The sequence below is a fragment of the Brachybacterium sp. GU-2 genome (assembly GCF_030866705.2).
Classification (GTDB): domain Bacteria; phylum Actinomycetota; class Actinomycetes; order Actinomycetales; family Dermabacteraceae; genus Brachybacterium; species Brachybacterium conglomeratum.
In genome coordinates this window covers 56,710-75,846 of record NZ_CP133037.2, presented here as the reverse complement: position 1 = coordinate 75,846, position 19,137 = coordinate 56,710, and the positions used below count along the sequence as shown (strand labels likewise).

Genomic DNA, 19,137 nt, shown 5'->3' with positions numbered 1-19,137 from the left:
GTACCGAGTGAAGACTCTACCGGCTTCTCCCGCGGAGCACAAAGCGAGAGGGGCCTTTCGGGCTGTGAGGCTCGGCACGCTGTCCGGCCGGGCCCCACAGCCCTGGCGCTCAGCCCTCCGCGGCGAGGCGCTCGCGGAAGGAGCGCAGGCGCGCGAGGCTCGAGGAGCGGCCCAGCAGCTCCATGGACTCGAACAGGGGCGGGGAGATGCGCCGGCCGGAGATCGCGGAGCGCAGCGGGCCGAAGGCGAGGCGGGGCTTGATGCCCATGTCCTCGACGATCGCGGCACGCAGCGCGGCCTCGAGCGCGGCAGCGGTGAAGTCCTCCGCCGGCACGGCCTCGACCTCGGCGATGGCGCGGTCCAGCACCGCGACGGGGTCGTCGCCGAGCTTCTTCAGGGCGTCGTCCTGGACCACGAGGTCCTCGTCGGCCACGAAGAGGAAGCCCATCAGGTCGCTCGCCTCGCCGAGCAGGTTCATGCGGGTCTGCACCAGCGGCGCCGCGGCGACGACGAGGGCGCGCTGCTCCTCACTGACCGTCTCGCCGAGCACTCCCCCGGACTGCAGGTACGGGATGAGCCACTCGACGAAGACGTCCTCCGGCAGCAGACGGATGTGGTCGGCGTTGATCGCGGTGGCCTTCTTGAGGTCCACGCGCGCCGGGTTCGGGTTCACGTCGGAGGCGTCGAAGCGCTCGACGAGCTGCTCGCGGCTGAAGATGTCCTCGTCGGCGCTGAAGCCCCAGCCGAGCAGGGCGAGGTAGTTGACCATGCCCTCAGGGATGAAGCCCTGCTCCCGGTAGAGGAAGAGGTCCGCCTGCGGGTCGCGCTTGGAGAGCTTCTTGTTCCCCTCCCCCATCACGTAAGGGAGGTGGCCGAACTCCGGCACGCGCTCGGCGACGCCGATCTCGATCAGCGCCCGGTAGAGCGCGATCTGGCGCGGGGTGGAGGAGAGGATGTCCTCGCCGCGCAGCACGTGGGTGATGCGCATGAGTGCGTCGTCCACGGGGTTGACCAGGGTGTAGAGCGGCTGACCGTTCGCGCGCACGACGACGAAGTCGGGCGTGGAGCCGGCCTTGAAGGTGATCTCGCCGCGCACCATGTCGGTGAAGGTGATGTCCTCCTGCGGCATGCGCAGGCGCCAGGTGGGCTCGCGGCCCTCGGCGCGGAAGGCGGCCTTCTGCTCCTCGGTGAGGTCGCGGTCGTGGCCGTCGTAGCCGAGCTGCGGGTCGCGGCCGGCGGCGCGGTGGCGCTCGGCGATCTCCTCCGCGGTCGAGAAGGACTCGTAGATGTGCCCGGACTCCTTCAGCCTGGCGATCACGTCCTGGTAGATCTCGCCGCGCTGGGACTGGCGGTAGGGGCCGTCCGGGCCGCCGACCTCGACGCCCTCGTCCCAGTCGATGCCGAGCCAGCGCATGGCGTCGAGCAGCTGGTGGTAGGACTCCTCGCTGTCGCGGGCGGCGTCGGTGTCCTCGATGCGGAAGACGAGCTTGCCGCCGTGGTGGCGGGCGTGGGCCCAGTTGAACAGGGCGGTGCGCACCATGCCGACGTGCGGGATGCCGGTGGGGCTGGGGCAGAAGCGGACGCGGACCTCGTCGGGGGTCGAGGCAGCTGCGGGGGTGGTGGTCACGAAGGGTTCTCCCTGGAGGTTCGGGGGCGGGCTCAGCGGCGCACGAGGGGGTTGGACAGGGTCCCGATCCCCTCGATCTCGACGTCGATCCGGGCGCCGGGCTCGACGGTGCGGACGCCGGCGGGGGTGCCGGTGAGCACGATGTCGCCGGGCAGGAGGGTCACGACGGAGGAGATCTCGGCGATCAGCTCGGGCACGCCGCGCACCATGTCGGCCGTGGAGCCGGACTGGGCGGTCTCGTCGTCGACGCGGGAGGAGATCGCCAGTCCTGCGGCAGGATCGAGATCGGTCTCGATCCAGGGCCCGATCGGGCAGGAGGTGTCGAAGGCCTTGGCGCGGAACCACTGGTCCTCGGCGCGCTGGGAGTCCCGGGCCGTGAGGTCGTTCGCGCAGGTGTATCCCAGCACGTGGTCGGCGACCTGCTCGGGGGCGAGGTCCTTGGCCATCCGCTTGATGACCACGGCCAACTCCGCCTCGAGGCTCACCTCCTGGCTGTAGGAGGGCACGACCACGGGATCGCCGGGGCCGACGACGGCGGTGTTGGGCTTGAGGAAGTACAGGGCCTGGTCGGGCACCTCGTTGCCGAGCTCGGCGGCGTGGGCGGCGTAGTTCCGGCCGACGCACACCACCTTCGAGCGCGGGATGACGGGGGCGAGCAGCCGCACGTCCTCGAGCGGGAGGATCTTCCCGGTGGGGCGGATCTCTGTGTACAGGGGATCACCGGTGATGCCGTAGACCATGTCCTGGCCGTCCTTCTCCTGGACGATGCCGAACATGGGGTCTTCGCCGGTGGTGAATCGGGCGATGCGCATGCGCGCCAGTCTAGGCGCTCGCCTCGCCCGGCCCGGATCGGGAGCGGCGGGATAGGCTCGAGCGCAGACGGACCGATCGCGCGACGGAGCGCGGGGAAGGCGGCAGACCAATGGATGTCGCAGGGAATGTCGCGCTCGTGACCGGGGGCGCCTCGGGCCTGGGGCGCGCGACCGGGGAGGCGCTGGCCGCGGCCGGCGCACAGGTCGTGCTGGTGGATCTGCCGGGCACGGACGGCGCGGCCGTCGCCGAGGGGCTCGGGGGCGGTGCGCGCTTCGCCCCGGCAGACGTCACCGATGAGTCGCAGGTGCGCGAGGCCGTGGGGCTCGCCTCGTCGCTCGGGCCGCTGCGGGTGGTGGTCAGCTGCGCCGGGATCGTGCAGGCGAAGCGCCTGGTGGGTCGCGACGGGCTGATGCCGTTGGCGGGCTTCGAGCAGGTGGTGCGCGTGAACCTGCTGGGCACGGTGACGGTGATGGGCGTCGCGGCCGAGGTGATGCAGTCGGTGCCGCAGCTGGGCGAGGAGCGCGGGGTCCTCGTGAACACGGCGTCGGTGGCGGCCTTCGACGGGCAGATCGGGCAGACGGCCTATGCGGCGTCCAAGGGCGCCGTCGCCTCGCTCACGCTGCCCGCCGCCCGGGAGCTCGCCGCCTCGAGGATCCGGGTGATGGCGATCGCGCCGGGCACCTTCGAGACGCCGATGATGGCGGGGCTGTCCGAGGAGGTGCGCGACTCCCTCGCAGCGCAGGTCCCGCATCCGAGCCGGCTGGGCCGCCCCGCGGAGTACGCGGCGCTGGTGCGGCACATCGTGGAGAACCCGATGCTCAACGGCGAGGTGATCCGTCTCGACGGGGCGATCAGGATGGGTCCGCGATGAGCGGCGGGGAGCTGGTGCTGACCGCACAGCACGAGCATGTCCGGGTGCTGACGCTGCACCGGCCGGAGGCGCTGAACGCAGTCGACGACGAGCTCGCCACCGCGCTCGGCGACGCGGTCGCGGAAGCCGAGGCGGATCCGGCGACGCGGGTGATCGTGCTGACCGGGGCGGGTCGGGCGTTCTGCGCCGGGATGGACCTCAAGGCGTTCGCCCGCGGCGAGAGCGCCCACTCCCGCACCCGACCCGAGCAGGGCTTCGCGGGGATCGTGGGGCATCTGGTCGCCGTGCCCGTGATCGCGGCGGTGAACGGTCCGGCAGTCGGGCTCGGGGCGGAGCTGGTGCTCGCGAGCGACCTGGCGCTGATCGACCCGGCGGCGCATCTGGCGCTGCCCGAGGTGCGTCGCGGGCTGATCGCGGTGGCGGGCGGGGCGATGCGCCTCCCGCAGCAGGTGCCGCCCAAGCTCGCGCTCGAGAAGCTGCTGACCGGGGACCGGATCTCGCCGGAGGAGGCCCTGGAGTGGGGGCTGGTCAACTCCGTGAGCGCGCCCGGTGCGGTGCACGAGGAGGCGCTCGCGCTGGCGGAGCGGATCGCCGCGAACGCGCCGCTCGCGGTGCGGGCCACGAAGGATCTCGTGCACTCGACGGTGCACGAGGACAGCTGGGGGCGGCCGGCCTGGCGGCGGATCCGGGAGGCCCAGCAGCGAGTGTTCTCGAGCGAGGACGCCGCCGAGGGCGCGGCGGCCTTCACCGAGAAGCGGGAGCCGCGATGGGAGGGGCGGTGAGTCCCCTGCACGGCAGGGCGCTGCATCGCGGGCTGGACCCCGCCGCCGCACTCCCCTATGCTTGAATCCTCAAGCATTCAAGCGGGGAGCGCAGTCAGATGAGCATCGATCCTGGATCCATCACCTTCGGCCTGGACACCTTCGGGGACGTCACCGTGGACAGCGCGGGAGATCCCGTCGCGCCGGCGCAGGTGATCCGCGACATCGTCGCCCAGGGCGAGCTCGCCGACCAGGTCGGCATCGACCACTTCTCGATCGGCGAGCACCACCGGCCCGACTACGCGGTCAGCGCGCCGGACATGGTGCTCGCCTCGCTCGCACAGCGCACCGAGCGGATCACGCTGGGGACCGCCGTGATCGTGCTCAGCTCCGACGACCCGCTGCGTGTGGTCGAGCGCTTCTCCACGCTCGACGCCCTCTCTCAGGGTCGGGCCGAGCTCACCGTGGGCCGCGGCTCCTTCACCGAGTCCTTCCCGCTGTTCGGCTTCGCGATGCAGGACTACGAGACCCTCTTCGAGGAGAAGCTGGACCTGCTCGTGACGGCGCTTTCCGGCGAGCCGATCACCTGGTCCGGCACCACCCGCGCGCCGCTGAAGGAGCAGTCGCTGCACCCCGCGCTCGAGCGGGAGCTGCCCACTTGGGTCGCCGTCGGCGGGAGCCCGAACTCGGTGATCCGCACCGCCCGCCACGGCCTGCCGCTGATGCTCGCGATCATCGGCGGGCCCGCGCAGCGCTTCGCGCCCTACGTCGACCTCTTCCACGAGGCGACGACGAAGCTCGGCGGGCAGCCCCGCCCCGTCGGCGTCCACTCCCCCGGCCACATCGCCGCGACCGACGCCGCCGCGCGCGAGCAGCTCGCCCCGCACTGGATCCACAACCGCAACCAGATCGGGCGCGAGCGCGGATGGGGCCCGTCGGGGATCGGGGAGTTCCAGGCGGAGGCGGACCACGGCGCACTGTACGTCGGCTCCCCGGAGACCGTCGCGCAGAAGATCGCGCGGACGATCACCTCGCTCGGCATCGACCGCTTCGACCTGAAGTACTCGAACGGTCCGATGCCCCACGAGCAGCTGATGGAGTCGATCCGCCTCTACGGCACCGAGGTGATCCCGCGGGTGCGGGAGCTGCTGGCCGAGGCGCAGGCTTCCGAGGGATCGGCCTTCGACGAGGTCTGAGCGCCATTGCCCTTCGCCGCGGCTCACCGGAGCAGGAAGGCACGGATGCGCAGCTCGGCCTCCTCCCGGGCGATGCCGCCCAGGAGGTCGCGTCCGAGCGGGCTCTCGTTCGTGGGGTCCGGGCCGATCAGCGGGCGGAGGTCCCCGCGGGAGTGCACGAGGACCGGCGCGGGGCCCGCCGTCTCGTAGCCCGGCAGCGCGCTCGCGAGGCGCCCGGGGTAGACCGTGCGATAGCCGTCGTCCCCGAGGTGATCGAGGATGTCGAGGACGTCGTCCTCGGCCAGGGACACCCATGGCGCGTACTCCATGCGGCGCTCGGGGTCGTCGCGGATCGGCACGTGCATCGACACCCGCACGTACTGCTCGGCCCCCTCGGGGCGCTCGATCCAGCACAGGTCCTCGGTGATCTCGGCGTCACGGAGCTCGTGCGGGGCGAGCCGGAGCACGGGGTCCGGGACCGCGAAGGACAGCACCGGCCAGGGACGGTCCCTCGTGCCGTCGGTGCCGAGGTGGGTCGCCGCGCAGGCGTGGCAGTCGAAGTCGATGCCGGTCATCGGGGGCTCCTTGGGTGGGTTCGGTCGAGGGGATGCCCGGCACGCTAGGGGTCCTCTCGCTCACCCTTCGACGGCACTGCCCCGGTTGTGGACCACGGGGCGGTGGGGAGGACAGGTCACGGAGGGGCTTCCCGCCGAAGCGCCGGCCTTGCGATTCCTGGTAACTACGCGGGCGGGGATGATGCCATGGTCGCGCAGACGACCATGTCATTCGACATCGAGCGCTTCGACCCGAAGCACGCGAGCGGCCCATGCCGCACGGGCAGCAGCTGACGGGGCAGTGAATCAACGGAGACTTGTCGGCACGCGATACAGAGCTCCCTCGATACGATGTCGGCCCTCCCGAGAAGTCCCGGCACCGAAGACAATTCCCGGTGCTCGATGCGGAGGAGGGCGCACGTGACAAAACCAGCTCCCGCGCCCGGCGAGCGCGAAGTGATGAGTGCTGGTGCGCTCGCACGACACGGTCTCGAGGGGCCGACTTCTCTACTGAGCCTGACTGACGAAGAGGTCCTCACTCTGGTGGACGATCCCGAGCAGGAGGCGGTCCATCTGCCCTGGATCTCCACTCAAGAGGACTCCGATCAGGGGTTCTCCCGCTTGCAGGCACGGCTCTCTTCTGCCCGTTCGCTCTTTGCTCGAGGCGTCCTGGCGCCCGAGTTCGCGGTCGCCCAGATCGAGGGTCGCGCCCCTCTCGCGGACACGGGGAGGCCGACTCCGAATGCCTTGGTGACCGGGATCATCGTTCGAAGGCGACATGCGGTGGTCGTCGTGGATGCAGTGGACGAGCTCTTCCCTCGGGGGCACTTCAACTCTTCATCGACCGTGACGGATCGATCCTGCAGCAGCAGGTCTCCTCTGAGGGCATCCACCACTTCGTCATGACCGAGCAGGAGAGCGCACTCGGAGTTCTCGGCGCCTTCTGCGTGCCCGTGCCGGACGCGAGCGAGCGGTACACCGCCCCCGAGGACGACGCCGAGCGGGTTCTCTGGGAAGGACCTGCAGGCAACTTCCTCGGCGATGAGGACTTGCAGAAATCGGTAGGCGAGTACACGGCATGTGTGCGCATCGAGAGCACAGGCGAGAACGTCGGAACGTTATGGATCCTTGCCGGATCCCGTGCCCTGGCCCATGTCCAGGAGTCGGAGGACGACCCCCCGCACGCTGACGCGATTGCACTATCGGCCCAAGAGGTCTCCTCTGTCCTGGCGTCGATCGTGGGAGCGGGGATCTCCCGCGTCACGTGAAGAGGTCGACCACGTCCCGGATCCCGTCGTTGACCCGCTTCGCGGTTCCTTCGACAGCATCCCCCCAGAGGTGATCGGCTCCGGCCTGAATCGCCTCCTGCTGCGCATCGAGCACCGGATCGATGAACGGGACGTTCTCACGCACTGATTCGGTCAATCGAGCGTAATTGGCGTCTGCAGTCTTGGTGACCGTCGTCGCGAGGCCACTTCCCCACGTCGTCCCTGTCACCTGATCGACGAGCGCGAAAGGAGCTTCGACCAGGAATCTGGTTGGGGACCCTTCGCCCGGACCTCCCGCGATCGCGGACCCCTGAGCCCAAGCCGTGAGTCCCGACCAGCCATATCCATTCCTCCGGTGATCATTCCACCTATTTCGCCCACGACCTTTGTGGGTGGCGTGGGGAGGGCGCCGATGACGTTGAATGTGGCATCCAAGCCGTTAATTCCGGCTGTGATAACACCATCCATTGTCCCGAAGAAGTCACCGTCTTGGAAGCTCTGCGACGCGTCGTAGCATCCCATGGCCATGTCTGCAAGATCGTCGGGGAGCTGCGCGATATTGGTCAACCCCGTCGGGTCGGGTACAAATCCGAGCAGGTCGCCCCGCATGCTCCGGACGTTCCACAAGAGGGATCCCCAGTAACCGGACTCCGGACCCCCGAGAAGGTCGCCGAAGAAGCCGTCGCTCTCCTGCGATGTGTCCTCCTTGAAACTCCTCAGCACCCCGTCCCACGGCATCGGCAAGGGCCCCCAGGGCAACCCGCTGCCGCTGCCCTCACCCTCGCTTGCGTCGTCCTGTTCATCAGCTTCGCGATCAGCCTCTTCGGACCGACGACGGAGGCTGTTGCAGACACTCCGCGCTTCACCCGAGATCAGTGATCGCCATTGCGAGCGGAAATGTTCAGCGTCCGGCCCGCTCCAGGAGGCGGTGTGAACGACGGAGTCCAGCGACTCCAACAGCTCCGCGAGGCTCTGCTCCCCCGGCGCATTGCCTCGGCGTGTTCGCGCAGCTGCTCGGTATCCGCTCCGTAGAACCCCATCCCCAGCTCCCACCCTCCGCGTGAGCTACGGAATCACATCGCTCAGCCGACGGGGCCGTCCCCCGAACCGTCCCGGCCCACCGTAATATCGGGAACCGAAGACGACCATGGGGAGCGCTCCCCATGGCCCCACTCGCCCCAATCCACCGAGGAAGAATCGATGCCCTCCCCGTTCGGCTCCGTCCTGTACCACGCACCGACTGTGAACGTGGCACGGATCGTGGTGCTGGTCCTCCTGGGCATTCCCATCCTCCTCGTCCTCGGCGTCAGTCTTCTTCTACTGGTCGGCCACTCCAGGAACGCAGCGCTTCTGCTGGTCACAACCCCACTGTCCCTCCTCGCCATCGCAGCTGCCGTGGTTGTCACCCGCCTGCGGTTCACCGTGAGCACCTCAGGGCTGACGATCGTTAACTTCTTCGTCACCCATCGACTGGCCTGGCACGAGGTGCAGGTCATCAGAACCTCCCCGGACTTCTTCCCCGAGGGGCGACGATCGTGCACACTCGCGATGGTCGCTCTCTCACGGCGCTGGTCACCACCGCGAACTATGCGATGTGGCGCGGCGAGAGCTACTGGGACCACGGGGAGGATCTGCGGTCCGGCGGGCGGCCTGTCCATGCAGCCATCGACGCGCATCGGCGCTATCTGGCCGGGGAGTTCGGGCGGTGACGGTGCTGACGGCCATCGAGGCCGCTGCTGCGCGCGCGGCGCACGAGGAGCGGGCCGATGCGCTGACCGCCGCGCATCGGGAGCGGAAGCAGCGCGGCGAGAAGCATGCGGTGGAGGACTTCCTGTTCACCTACTACCCCTTCTCTCCCGCCCGGCTGCGGCGCTGGCATCCCGGATGGCGGGTGGGGTACGAGGCGTCGGCCGATATGGATGCGGACGGGCGCCCGGTCATCGCCGATGTGGACGAGGCGGGGCGGCGGTCCTGGTACGTCGACGAGGCGGGACCGGAGGGAACCCCCGCGGTGCGGCGAGCGGATGTCGAGCGCTATCTGGCCGAGCGGGCCTCTGCCTTCTCGTTCATGACACGGCTGCTGCGGGCCTCGACCCTCACGCGGCGCCGGCCGGAGTTCGGGTGCTTCGGCCTGCACGAGTGGGCGATGGTGCACCGGGTCCCCGCGGGCGGACAGCGTCACGAGGACCTGCCGCTGCGCCTGACCCCGGCCGAGACCGATGCTGTCGTGGAGCGGGAGAACCTGATCTGCTCGCACCTGGACGCGTTCCGCTTCTTCACCCCGTCGGCCGCGCCGCGCAACTCCATGGAGCCGACCCGTGCGACGCAGGTCGACAACGACAACCCGGCCTGCCTGCACGTGGGGATGGACCTGTACAAGTGGGCCATGAAGCTCACGCCGCTGCTGCCCTCGGACCTGGTGCTGGACTGCTTCGAGCACGCCCGCGCCACGCGAGTGCTGGACATGGAGGCGAGCCCGTACGACGTGCGGCCGCTGGGCTACGGGGTGGTGCCGATCGAGACCCCGCGCGGCAAGGCGGAGTACGTGCGGCGCCAGCGGGAGCTGGCCGCCGGGGCCGACGCGCTGCGTGAACGGATCCTCGCCGAGCTCGAGGGGCTCGAGGCGAGCACGCCCGCTGGCCGCTGAGCACTGCGCGCTGTGACGCCGGAAGGGCCGGCACCCTCGCGGGGTGCCGGCCCTTCTCCGGAGTGGGGGCTGCGCTCAGGCGGCCGCCTCGTCATAGGCGGCCTGCGCCTCGGCGCCGAAGTACGGGCCGTACATCACGTTCGCCTGGCCGTTGTAGCCGAAGCTGTTCACGGAGTTCTGCGCCCCGTCGCCGAGGAACCAGGGACCGCCGGAGGAGCCTCCGGTCATGTCGCAGGAGATGCCCTGGGAGAGGGTGCCGCCGATGGTGTCGTCGCTCGCGGAGCCGGAGCAGCTCTCGAGGAACTCCCCGTCGAAGGGCGCGGCGGCCGGGTAGCCGTAGGCGTCGTAGTCGGCGCCGCGCTCGCGGTTGAACGCGATCGAGGTGGAGCCGACGGCGTCCTCGAGGGTGCCGCTGCCGCTCTCGGGCTCGACGGTCGCGAAGGCGACGTCGTAGCTGATGTCCTCGCTGGAGACCCACTCGTCGGTGGAGACGAGATCGGTCGCGGCCCAGGTGCCGTAGGGGGCGTCGCCGTGGTCGTAGCCGGGCACGAAGACCCAGTTGGTGGCCCAGGTGCCGGCGTCGTTGACGCAGTGCCCGGCGGTCGAGACGGTGGAGCCGTTCGAGGAGGCGACGGCGTTGCCGGAGCAGACGTAGTCCTGGCCGCCCTGGGTGAAGAAGACCTTGCCGACGGTGTCCTTCGACTCGGCGGCCTTCTTGCTCGTGCCCGGCGCCTCGGCGCTGCGGCCCTGGACGGTGGTGGGCTCGCCCTTCTCCACGGCGTCGTGGGAGGGCGCGTCCTCGGGGGCGAGGTCGTCGGCCGGGATCGCGGCCTCCATGCGCTCGGAGGTCCAGTAGCCGTGGGCCTCGGTCTGCGCGGTGCCGGAGAGCTCGGTGCGCTCGACGTCGGAGCCGTCCGCGGTGGCGGCGCCGGCGCCGCCGGCGGCGAGGCCCGCGACGAGGGCGGCACCGCCCAGAAGTCGGGTGCAGCGACTACGAAGGGTGGAGTGCGTCACGGGAGTGCCTTTCGACAGCGGGAACGGGGGTGGGATGACGACCCCGCAGGGCCGTGACGGCACGCTACGTGACGTGAGCGAGGTCACTCCGTCCGAGAGTTCCCGGTCGTCCGCTTCTGTCCGGTTCGACGTCCGAGGCGCTTACTACTGATCGGTAGTTTCCTGACCACTGGAAGCTCCCCGAGGCTCGTCGCCGTCCTCGCAGGCCGCGGCCGATCCAGGGGCGCCGGCCGACGGGGCGTCAGGATCACCCTCCCCCGCATTGTCACGATCCGGTAACGATCGCTGGAGCGGGGTGGGGCGGGCAGCGGCGCGGGCGGTCTCGTCCCAGTGCTCCCGCGCGCCCTCGCCGCGCTTCTCGGCATCGGTGAGGGAGGGGTCATCGGAGCGTCGTGCAGGCATCGTCGTCCTTCCGTCGGCGGGGCGGGCGCGTCGAGCGTAGCGCCGTCCGCCTGCGGGGCGCCCTGGCAGACTGGGGCCATGCCGAGCCTGACGCCCTTCCTCCCCGCGCACCGCTGAGAACGCTCAGGACGCCATCGTCGACGGGTTCGTCTCCGCGCAGGAATCGGTCGGTCGCACCCTCTACCCCCACCAGGAGGAGGCGCTGCTCGCGATCGCGGCCGGGGACCACGTGATCGCCGCGACACCCACCGGCTCGGGCAAGACCACGATCGCCTACGCCGCGATCTTCGCCGCGATGGCCCGCGGTGAGCGCTCGTACTACACCGCCCCCATCAAGGCGCTGGTGAGCGAGAAGTTCTTCGACCTCGTCGCGCAGTTCGGCGCCGAGAACGTGGGCATGATGACCGGCGACTCCGCGGTGAACCACGATGCGCCGATCATCGTGTGCACCGCCGAGATCTTCGCCAACCACGCGCTTCGCGACGGCCCCGGCTCAGAGGTGGGGCTCGCGGTGATGGACGAGTTCCACTTCTACGGCGACTCGCAGCGCGGTTGGGCCTGGCAGGTGCCGCTCGTGGAGCTGCCCCGCTGCCAGTTCGTGCTGATGAGCGCGACCCTCGGGGACGTCTCCTTCTTCGTGGAGGACCTCGAGGAGCGCACCGAGCGCGCCGTGACGGTGGTGGCCGATGCGCCGCGGCCCGTGCCGCTGGACTTCCGCTGGTCGCTCACACCGCTGCCGGAGACGATCACGACGATCCTCGAGGACCGCGACGCCCCGGTGTACATCGTTCACTTCACCCAGAAGGAGGCCCTCGAGCAGGCGCAGGCGCTGCAGGGCGGGAAGATCCTCAGCGCCGAGGAGAAGGAGCGGGTCCGCGAGCTGATCGGTGACTTCCGCTTCTCCAAGGGCTTCGGGCAGATCCTCTCCCGTCTGGTGCGCGAGGGCATCGGCGTGCACCACGCCGGCATGCTCCCGAAGTACCGGCGCCTGGTGGAGAAGCTCGCCCAGTCCGGTCTGCTGAAGATCATCTGCGGCACCGACACCCTCGGCGTGGGCATCAACGTGCCGATCCGCACCGTGCTGCTGACGGGGCTGGCGAAGTTCGACGGCAAGCGGATGCGACTGCTGAACGCCCGCGAGTTCCACCAGATCGCCGGGCGGGCGGGACGCGCCGGCTACGACACCGTCGGTCACGTCGTGGTGCAGGCGCCGACGTGGACCATCGAATTCGAGCGCGAGCGCGCCAAGCAGCGCGCCCGGGAGGAGGCCGGCAAGGCCCCAAACAGCGCGAAGAAGCGCAAGAAGGAGCCGAAGCCCCGCATCCCCGAGGGTGCGGTGAGCTGGTCCGAGGAGAACCTCACCAAGCTCGTCGAGAACCCGCCCGAGGCGCTGCGCCCGCACCTGCGGATCACCGCCTCGATGGTGCTCGCGCTGATCGCGCGGCCGGGCGATGCGGTCGCCGCCGGGCGCCACCTGATCATGACCAGCCATCAGACCCGCGCCCAGAAGCTGAAGCTGGTGCGCGAGGCGGTGGAGATCTTCCGCGGCCTGCGGGACGCGGAGATCATCGAGGTGCTCCAGGAGGTGGACCATCTGGGGCGTCGCTTCTCCCTGGTCGAGGACCTCCAGCTCGACTTCACGATGAACCAGCCGCTGGCCCCCTTCGCGATCGCGATGATCGACTCGCTGGACGAGGACTCCGAGACCCTCACCCTGGACACCGTCTCGATCCTCGAGGCGATCCTCGAGGACCCACGCCAGATCCTGCTCGCCCAGCAGAACGCCGCCCGGAGCGAGCTGCTCGCCGAGCTCAAGGCCGACGGGGTCGAGTACACCGAGCGGATGGCCCGCCTGGACGAGGTGACCTGGCCGAAGCCGCTCGAGGAGGACCTCGAGGCCGCGCTCGAGATCTACGCCCGCAGCCGGCCCTGGGTGCGGGCCGAGGACCTCTCCCCCAAGTCCGTGGTGCGCGAGATCTACGAGACCGGGCAGACCTTCAGCGAGTTCGTCCAGCGCTACGGACTGCAGCGCTCCGAGGGGATCGTGCTGCGCTATCTCTCCGACGCCTACCAGGCGATGCGGCGCACGGTTCCGCAGGACCTGCGCACCGAAGAGCTCGAGGACATGATCGAGTGGCTCGGGGTGCTGGTGCGCGGGATCGACTCCTCGCTGCTGGACGAGTGGGAGGCGCTGACCCATCCTGAGGATCTCGAGGACGGGGTCTCGGAGATCCGGCCGACGAGCCCCCGCGGCCTCTCCGCCCAGACGAAGGTGCTGCGCACGATGGTGCGGGCCGCCATGTGGCAGCGCGTGGAGCACTTCGCCTTCGAGCGCGAGGAGCGGCTCGCCGAGCTCGACGGCGCCTCCGGCTGGGACCGGAAGCGCTGGGCGGAGGCGATGGACGCCTACTACGACACCTATGACGAGGTCGGCATCGACGGCCCCGCCCGCTCCCCGCAGCTGCTGCAGATCACCGAGGAGTCCCGGCTGTGGCGGATCCGGCAGGTGCTCGACGACCCGGAGGGGAACCACGACTGGGCGATCGAGGCGGAGCTCGACCTGGAGGCGACCGACGAGGCCGGCGAGCCGGTGCTCACGATCACCCACGTCGGCGACATCGCGGACCGATGAGGGCCCCCGCCCGGGCGCGCCGCCCGAGGACGACGACGCGAAACGACGACGGCCGATGCCCCGTGCGGGGCATCGGCCGTCGTCGTCAGCAGCGACCTGCAGCGGGGTCGATCAGTACTGCGGGTTCGTCTCGATCCGCTTCTGCGGGTTGGTCTCGATCTGCGGGTTGGTCTCGATCAGAGGGTTCGTCTCGATCTTCTGCGGATTGGTCTCGATCCGCTTGAGCGGGTTGGTCTCGATCCGCTTCTGCGGGTTGGTCTCGATCTTCTGCACGGAGACCGCGGCCTGGGGGTTGGCCTCGATCTTCTGCGGATTGGCCTCAATGGCGCCGGCGGCGCCGGCACCGGCGACGCCGAGCGCGCCGGCGAGCATGAGGCCGGCGGCGAACCTCGCCGCACGACCGGCGTGAAGGGTGTTCTTGGACGACGAAGGACGGAAGCTGATCACCGGACAGGTCCTCTCGGTGGCGACGGGGGCGGCTGGATGGGGGAGACCGCAGATACCAGACTACCGTCTGTGAACGCAATCACAAGGGGTGACATCCGTGTCATCCGGGCCGGCGCCGCCGCGCCCTCTCCCGGGTGAGCGACTCGACCGCCGCGCAGGACTCCTCGAGCCCGGCGCCGCGCGCGACCGCGGCGCCGACGAGGAACGCGGAGATCGGCGCCATCGAGCGCTGCACCCCGTCGGCGACCACTCCCGTCATCACGTGGACCCGGTCCACGTCGAGGTCCACGCCGCCCACCTCGAGGTGCGCGGCGATCTCCCGCATCCACGGCAGCAGCGTCGTCTCCCAGTCGCTCTGCAGCGTCACCGATTCTCTCGCCGCCATCAGAAGTCCACCTTCTCCCAGCCGCGGCGCTCGGACTCGCGGCGCGGGTCCTTGCTCCGGTAGACGATGCAGGGACGGGTCAGGTAGCGACCCGAAGGTCACGGAATTCGCCAGCATCGGGCCCTCACGGGCTCATTCCGGGGCGTCGAGCTCCAGGTCCACCATCAGCTCCGCGGCGATCGTCTCGAGCGCCTCGCGCACGTCGGCTTCGTCGGACTCGGTCGGGAGGCGCAGCTCGGCCTCGGCCTCGAAGAGCATGCCGCCGCCCTCGGGCGCCTCACGGGTCCAGGAGCGCAGTCCGTCGATGGTCGCGCCCTGCGAGCGCAGCGCCGTGGTGACCTCGCGGACCATGCCGGTGCGGTCCTGGCCCAGCAGGTGCAGGCGGAGGGCGCGGGCGGGACCGGGCGGAGCGGTCTGCTCGGCGACGGCGGCCTCCACCTCGAGCCCGACCTCGGCCTCGAGGCCCTCGAGCGCGGAGAGGAAGTCCTGGACCGCCTCGTCGGGAAGATCCACCTGCACGATGCCGGCGAACTTCCCGGCCAGCAGCGCGAGCTGGCTGTCCACCCAGCTGCCGCCGTGCTCGTCGACGGCGGCGGCGAGGGCGGCGACGAGGCCCGGTCGGTCGTCCCCGATGGCGGTGAGCACGTAGGTCGTCATGGGGTCACACTAGCGCTCCCCGGCCTGGAAGGCCCCCGGAACACCGGACTTGTAGAGCCCGTAGGTGTACGCGTCGAAGACCGCCTCCCAGGAGGCCTCGATGACGTTCGGACCCACGCCCACGGTCTGGAACTCCAGGCCCCGGCCCGAGGTGCGCACGAGCACCCGCGTGGTCGCGTCGGTGCCGTGCTGGGAGTCGAGGATCCGGACCTTGAAGTCCCGCAGCTCGAACTCGTCGACCTCCGGGTGCCGCTCCCGCAGCGCCTCGCGCAGGGCGAGGTCCAGGGCGTTGACGGGGCCGTTGCCCTCGGCGATCGTGACCTTCCGCTCCCGCTCTCCCCCGCCGTCGGCCCGCAGCTTCACGGTCGCCTCGGTCTCGAGGGTTCCGTCGCGGCCCAGCTGGGAGGTGGCCCGCCAGGACTCGACCGAGGAGTAGCTCGGCACGCGGCCTAGCTCGTCCAGCAGGAGCAGCTCGAAGGAGGCGTCGGCCGCCTCGTAGGAGTAGCCCTCCGCCTCGCGCTGCTTCACGGTCCGGGCGAGTCGCGAGAGGAGCTCCGGCTCGCCGGCGAGCTCGAAGCCGAGCTCGCGGCCCTTGAGCTCGATCGAGGCGCGGCCGGCCATGTCGGAGATGATCATGCGCATGTCATTGCCGACGGCACGCGGATCGGTGTGCTGGTACAGGTCCGGGTCCACCCGGATCGCGCTCGCGTGCAGCCCGGCCTTGTGCGCGAAGGCGCTCGCCCCGACGTAGGGGGCGCGGGGGCTGACGGGCATGTTCACGATCTCGCCGATCGCGTGGGAGATCCGGGTGGCCTCGGCGAGGGTCTCCTCGGGCACCAGGTCCATGCCCATCTTCAGCTGGAGGTCGGCGAGGAGCGTGATCAGGTCGGCGTTGCCGGTGCGCTCCCCGTAGCCGTTCACGCAGCCCTGGACGTGGGTGATCCCAGCCCGGACGGCGCTGATCGCGTTCGCGACCGCGCAGCCGGTGTCGTTGTGGGTGTGGGCGCCGAGCCGGGCCTCGCCCGCACCGGCAGACTCGAGACGGGAGCGCAGGTCCTCGATGATCTCGGTGACCTGGTGCGGGAGCATGCCGCCGTTGGTGTCGCACAGCACCAGCACCGCGGCGCCGGCCTCGTGCGCGGCCACCAGCACGGAGGTCGTGTAGTCGGGGTCGTGGAGGAAGCCGTCGAAGAAGTGCTCCGCGTCGACGAACACCTCGCGGCCGAGGCCGACGAGGTGCGCGACCGTGTCGCGGACCATCGCGAGGTTCTCCTCGGCGGTGGTGCGCAGCGCACCGGTGACGTGGCGGAGATCGGACTTCGCGACCAGGGTGATCGTCGGCGCACCGGAGTCGACGAGCGCACGCACCTGCTGGTCCTCGGTGACGTCGACGCCCGCCTTGCGGGTCGCGCCGAAGGCGGCCAGACGCGCCGTGGACAGCTCGAGCTCGGTCGCCGCGCGGGCGAAGAACTCCGTGTCCCGCGGGACGGCGCCCGGCCAGCCGCCCTCGATGTAGGTCACGCCGAGGTCGTCGAGATGGCGGGCGACGGCGAGCTTGTCGGTCACCGAGAGGGTGAGCCCCTCCTGCTGGGAGCCGTCGCGCAGGGTGGTGTCGTAGAGGTGGAAGGCCTCGATCGTGGGAGTGGTCATGTCCCGCTCACACCAGCCGGGTCAGCCAGCCGTGACGGTCCGGGATCCGGCCGTACTGGATGTCGGTGAGCTCCTTGCGCAGCGCCAGGGTGACCTCGCCCGAGCCGCCGTCGCCGACGGTCCAGGAACCCTTCCTCGAGCGGAACTCGCCGATGGGGTTGATGACGGCGGCGGTGCCGCAGGCGAACATCTCGGTGATCTCGCCGGACTCGAGCTGCTGCTCGACCTCGCTCGATCACGAGCTTCTGCTCGTGGACCTCGAGGCCTCGGTCCTCCGCGAGGCGCAGGATCGACAACCGGGTGACGCCCTCGAGGATCGAGCCGGTCAGCGACGGGGTGAGCAGGCGGCCGTCCTTCGTGATAGCGACGACGTTCATGCCGGAGAGCTCGTCGATCGAGGTGTGGGTCTCGGAATCGAGAAAGAGCACCTCGTCGGCGCCGTTCTCCGCGGCCTCCCGCTTGCCCAGCAGCGAGGAGGCGTAGTTGCCGCCGCACTTCGCAGCGCCGGTGCCGCCGGCGCCGGCGCGGGCGTACTCGTCGGTGATCCACACGACCAGCGGCTGGACGCCGCGGGGGAAGTAGGGACCGGCCGGGGAGGCGATGACGTAGTAGTCCACCTCGTGCGCGGCCCGCACCCCGAGGAACTCCTCGCTGGCGAACATGAAGGGTCGCAGGTAGAGGGACTCCTCGCTGGTCGCCTCGGGCACCCACGGCTCGTCGGCCGCGACGACGGCCTTCAGCGAGGTCAGGAAGTCCTCCACCGGCAGCTCGGGCAGGGCGAGGCGCCGGGCGGAGCGCTGCATGCGCTCGGCGTTCGCCTCGGGGCGGAAGGTCCACACCGAGCCGTCGGCGTGGCGGAACGCCTTGAGACCCTCGAAGATCTCCTGGCCGTAGTGCAGGACGGCGGAGGCGGGCGAGAGCTCGAGCGGGCCGTAGGGCACGACCTCGTCCTGGCCCCAGCCGCCCTCGGCCGTCCAGCGGGCGCGGGCCATGAAGTCGGTGTAGTGCTGGCCGAAGCCGGGGGCGGCGAGGATGCTGGCGCGCTCGTCGTCGCCCACGCGACGGGTGGTGCTGGTCTGGGGGAAGGCGAGTGCGCTCACGGGGATCTCCTCGGCGGGGTTCGGCAGGGTCAGTGTGTCAGGTGCGGGCTCTCAGCGCCCGGTGATCGCGGCGACGAGGTCGTCGCCGATGCGGGCGGTGCCGCGGGAGGCGAGCGACGCATCCGCTGCGCGGGCCGCCAGGTCGTTCTCGACCGCGGCGCGGACCGCGGCGGCGGGCTCGATGTGGCCGAGGTGGTCCAGCAGCAGCGCGACCGAGAGCACGGTCGCGGTGGGGTCGGCCTTGTCCTGGCCGGCGATGTCGGGGGCGGAGCCGTGCACGGGCTCGAACATCGAGGGGAAGGCGCCGGTGGGGTTGACGTTCCCGCTCGCCGCGAGGCCGATTCCGCCGCCGATGGCGCCGGCGAGGTCGGTGACGATGTCGCCGAAGAGGTTGTCGGTGACGATGACGTCGAAGCGGGAGGGGTCCTGGACCAGGTAGATCATCATCGCGTCGACGTGGGCGTAGTCGACCTCGACGCCCGGGTGCTCGGCGCCGACCTCCTCGACGATCCGGCGCCACAGGTGCCCGGCGTGGACGAGCACGTTGTGCTTGTGCACGAGGGTGAGCTTCCCCCGGCGCGCCTCGGCCTGCTCGAAGGCGTAGCGGACCACGCGCTCGACGCCGACGGCGGTGTTCAGGGAGACCTCGGTGGCGACCTCGAGGGGGGTGCCGGTGCGCATGGAGCCGCCGTTGCCGACGTAGGGGCCCTCGGTGCCCTCGCGCACGACGAGGAAGTCGACCTCGCCCGGCTCGGCCAGCGGGGTGGAGACGCCCGGGAACAGGCGGGTGGGGCGCAGGTTCACGAAGTGGTCGAAGCCGAAGCGGAGTTTCAGCAGCAGGCCCCGCTCGAGCACACCGGAGGGCACGCCGGGGTCGCCGACGGCGCCGAGCAGGATCGCGTCGTGCTTCGCGAGCGCCGCCATGTCCTCGTCGGTCAGGGTCTCCCCCGTCCGGTGCCAGCGCCCCGCCCCGAGGTCGTAGTCCGTGGTGCGGACCGCGACGCCGGCGGGCTCGAGGGCGGCCTCGAGGGCGCGCAGGCCCTGGGGGACGACCTCCTTGCCGATGCCGTCGCCCTCGATGACGGCGAGGTCCAGGGTGCTCGGGGCGGGGGTGGTGCTCATGGCTGGTGCTGC

The 19,137-nt window shown here is 70.6% G+C and carries 18 protein-coding genes and 1 pseudogene; 7 read left to right on the top strand and 12 right to left on the bottom strand.

Translation table 11 applies throughout. From position 1 onward, the window contains the following. Nucleotides 1–109: 109 nt before the first annotated feature. Complete coding sequence (gene gltX / locus RBL05_RS00340; protein ID WP_308741025.1) at nucleotides 110–1,627, bottom strand: glutamate--tRNA ligase; 1,518 nt, start codon at nucleotides 1,625–1,627, stop codon at nucleotides 110–112. A gap of 32 nt (nucleotides 1,628–1,659) precedes the next feature. Next, entirely contained in the window at nucleotides 1,660–2,439 is a 780-nt protein-coding gene (locus tag RBL05_RS00335) for a fumarylacetoacetate hydrolase family protein (protein WP_053916783.1), read from the bottom strand. A gap of 110 nt (nucleotides 2,440–2,549) precedes the next feature. Here RBL05_RS00335 and RBL05_RS00330 point away from each other — a divergent pair, with 110 nt between their 5' ends. From RBL05_RS00330 to RBL05_RS00320, 3 genes are all read left to right on the top strand, one after another. After that, nucleotides 2,550–3,311 carry an SDR family NAD(P)-dependent oxidoreductase gene (locus tag RBL05_RS00330; protein ID WP_308741026.1) on the top strand — a complete coding sequence of 254 codons (762 nt, stop codon included), beginning with the start codon at nucleotides 2,550–2,552 and terminating at the stop codon, nucleotides 3,309–3,311. Then, complete coding sequence (locus RBL05_RS00325; protein WP_308741027.1) at nucleotides 3,308–4,093, top strand: enoyl-CoA hydratase-related protein; 786 nt, start codon at nucleotides 3,308–3,310, stop codon at nucleotides 4,091–4,093. The genes RBL05_RS00330 and RBL05_RS00325 overlap by 4 nt, the downstream gene beginning before the upstream one ends. 98 nt (nucleotides 4,094–4,191) lie before the next feature. Further along, a complete protein-coding gene (locus RBL05_RS00320) occupies nucleotides 4,192–5,268 on the top strand; it encodes an LLM class flavin-dependent oxidoreductase (RefSeq protein ID WP_308741028.1) in 1,077 nt (358 codons plus the stop codon). Between the two features lie 23 nt (nucleotides 5,269–5,291). Here the strand turns inward: RBL05_RS00320 and RBL05_RS00315 are convergent, their stop codons facing one another. Further along, nucleotides 5,292–5,822, bottom strand: coding sequence for a DUF2199 domain-containing protein (locus RBL05_RS00315; protein ID WP_308741029.1), 531 nt, complete (start codon nucleotides 5,820–5,822; stop codon nucleotides 5,292–5,294). Between the two features lie 881 nt (nucleotides 5,823–6,703). Between RBL05_RS00315 and RBL05_RS00310 the strand changes: the two genes are divergently transcribed. Next, nucleotides 6,704–7,069, top strand: coding sequence for a hypothetical protein (locus RBL05_RS00310; RefSeq protein WP_308741030.1), 366 nt, complete (start codon nucleotides 6,704–6,706; stop codon nucleotides 7,067–7,069). Here the strand turns inward: RBL05_RS00310 and RBL05_RS00305 are convergent. Together RBL05_RS00305 and RBL05_RS00300 are read right to left on the bottom strand one after the other, a co-directional pair. Beyond that, complete coding sequence (locus RBL05_RS00305; RefSeq protein ID WP_308741031.1) at nucleotides 7,062–7,298, bottom strand: hypothetical protein; 237 nt, start codon at nucleotides 7,296–7,298, stop codon at nucleotides 7,062–7,064. The genes RBL05_RS00310 and RBL05_RS00305 overlap by 8 nt on opposite strands. Next, nucleotides 7,295–8,026 carry a hypothetical protein gene (locus tag RBL05_RS00300; protein ID WP_308741032.1) on the bottom strand — a complete coding sequence of 244 codons (732 nt, stop codon included), beginning with the start codon at nucleotides 8,024–8,026 and terminating at the stop codon, nucleotides 7,295–7,297. The genes RBL05_RS00305 and RBL05_RS00300 overlap by 4 nt, the downstream gene beginning before the upstream one ends. 578 nt (nucleotides 8,027–8,604) lie before the next feature. Between RBL05_RS00300 and RBL05_RS00295 the strand changes: the two genes are divergently transcribed. Both RBL05_RS00295 and RBL05_RS00290 read left to right on the top strand, forming a co-directional pair. Next, the gene (locus RBL05_RS00295; RefSeq protein WP_318603935.1) at nucleotides 8,605–8,778 is read left to right on the top strand and encodes a hypothetical protein; all 174 of its coding nucleotides are present in this window, start codon (nucleotides 8,605–8,607) and stop codon (nucleotides 8,776–8,778) included. After that, entirely contained in the window at nucleotides 8,775–9,716 is a 942-nt protein-coding gene (locus RBL05_RS00290; RefSeq protein ID WP_308741034.1) for a 3-methyladenine DNA glycosylase, read from the top strand. The genes RBL05_RS00295 and RBL05_RS00290 overlap by 4 nt, the downstream gene beginning before the upstream one ends. A gap of 75 nt (nucleotides 9,717–9,791) precedes the next feature. On the opposite strand, the gene RBL05_RS00285 is transcribed toward RBL05_RS00290, so the two are convergent. Next, complete coding sequence (locus RBL05_RS00285) at nucleotides 9,792–10,730, bottom strand: trypsin-like serine peptidase (protein WP_308741035.1); 939 nt, start codon at nucleotides 10,728–10,730, stop codon at nucleotides 9,792–9,794. Nucleotides 10,731–11,361: 631 nt separating this feature from the next. Between RBL05_RS00285 and RBL05_RS00280 the strand changes: the two genes are divergently transcribed. After that, nucleotides 11,362–13,764, top strand: a complete 2,403-nt coding sequence (locus RBL05_RS00280) for a DEAD/DEAH box helicase (RefSeq protein ID WP_318603934.1) — start codon at nucleotides 11,362–11,364, stop codon at nucleotides 13,762–13,764. A gap of 111 nt (nucleotides 13,765–13,875) precedes the next feature. On the opposite strand, the gene RBL05_RS00275 is transcribed toward RBL05_RS00280, so the two are convergent. From RBL05_RS00275 to RBL05_RS00250, 6 genes and pseudogenes are all read right to left on the bottom strand, one after another. Continuing rightward, nucleotides 13,876–14,211, bottom strand: a complete 336-nt coding sequence (locus RBL05_RS00275; protein ID WP_308741037.1) for a hypothetical protein — start codon at nucleotides 14,209–14,211, stop codon at nucleotides 13,876–13,878. Between the two features lie 100 nt (nucleotides 14,212–14,311). Then, on the bottom strand, nucleotides 14,312–14,596 hold the full coding sequence (locus tag RBL05_RS00270) for a DUF6457 domain-containing protein (RefSeq protein WP_308741038.1): 285 nt from the start codon (nucleotides 14,594–14,596) through the stop codon (nucleotides 14,312–14,314). A 132-nt stretch (nucleotides 14,597–14,728) separates the two neighbouring features. After that, a complete protein-coding gene (locus RBL05_RS00265; protein ID WP_308741039.1) occupies nucleotides 14,729–15,253 on the bottom strand; it encodes a glycine cleavage system protein R in 525 nt (174 codons plus the stop codon). A gap of 9 nt (nucleotides 15,254–15,262) precedes the next feature. After that, entirely contained in the window at nucleotides 15,263–16,903 is a 1,641-nt protein-coding gene (cimA, locus tag RBL05_RS00260) for a citramalate synthase (protein WP_318603933.1), read from the bottom strand. 7 nt (nucleotides 16,904–16,910) lie between these two features. Then, nucleotides 16,911–18,003, bottom strand: a pseudogene (locus RBL05_RS00255) (branched-chain amino acid aminotransferase). Nucleotides 18,004–18,054: 51 nt separating this feature from the next. Next, nucleotides 18,055–19,125 carry a 3-isopropylmalate dehydrogenase gene (locus RBL05_RS00250; RefSeq protein WP_308741041.1) on the bottom strand — a complete coding sequence of 357 codons (1,071 nt, stop codon included), beginning with the start codon at nucleotides 19,123–19,125 and terminating at the stop codon, nucleotides 18,055–18,057. Between the last annotated feature and the right edge of the window lie 12 nt (nucleotides 19,126–19,137).

Excerpts from the sequence above, each read along its gene's own strand:
- RBL05_RS00335 (WP_053916783.1), bottom strand. The coding sequence starts at position 2,439 with ATGCGCATCGCCCGATTCACCACCGGCGAAGACCCCATGTTCGGCATC.
- RBL05_RS00330 (WP_308741026.1), top strand. The coding sequence starts at position 2,550 with ATGGATGTCGCAGGGAATGTCGCGCTCGTGACCGGGGGCGCCTCGGGC.
- RBL05_RS00325 (WP_308741027.1), top strand. The coding sequence starts at position 3,308 with ATGAGCGGCGGGGAGCTGGTGCTGACCGCACAGCACGAGCATGTCCGG.
- RBL05_RS00320 (WP_308741028.1), top strand. The coding sequence starts at position 4,192 with ATGAGCATCGATCCTGGATCCATCACCTTCGGCCTGGACACCTTCGGG.
- RBL05_RS00315 (WP_308741029.1), bottom strand. The coding sequence starts at position 5,822 with ATGACCGGCATCGACTTCGACTGCCACGCCTGCGCGGCGACCCACCTC.
- RBL05_RS00310 (WP_308741030.1), top strand. The coding sequence starts at position 6,704 with ATGACCGAGCAGGAGAGCGCACTCGGAGTTCTCGGCGCCTTCTGCGTG.
- RBL05_RS00270 (WP_308741038.1), bottom strand. The coding sequence starts at position 14,596 with ATGGCGGCGAGAGAATCGGTGACGCTGCAGAGCGACTGGGAGACGACG.
- RBL05_RS00265 (WP_308741039.1), bottom strand. The coding sequence starts at position 15,253 with ATGACGACCTACGTGCTCACCGCCATCGGGGACGACCGACCGGGCCTC.
- cimA (WP_318603933.1), bottom strand. The coding sequence starts at position 16,903 with ATGACCACTCCCACGATCGAGGCCTTCCACCTCTACGACACCACCCTG.
- RBL05_RS00250 (WP_308741041.1), bottom strand. The coding sequence starts at position 19,125 with ATGAGCACCACCCCCGCCCCGAGCACCCTGGACCTCGCCGTCATCGAG.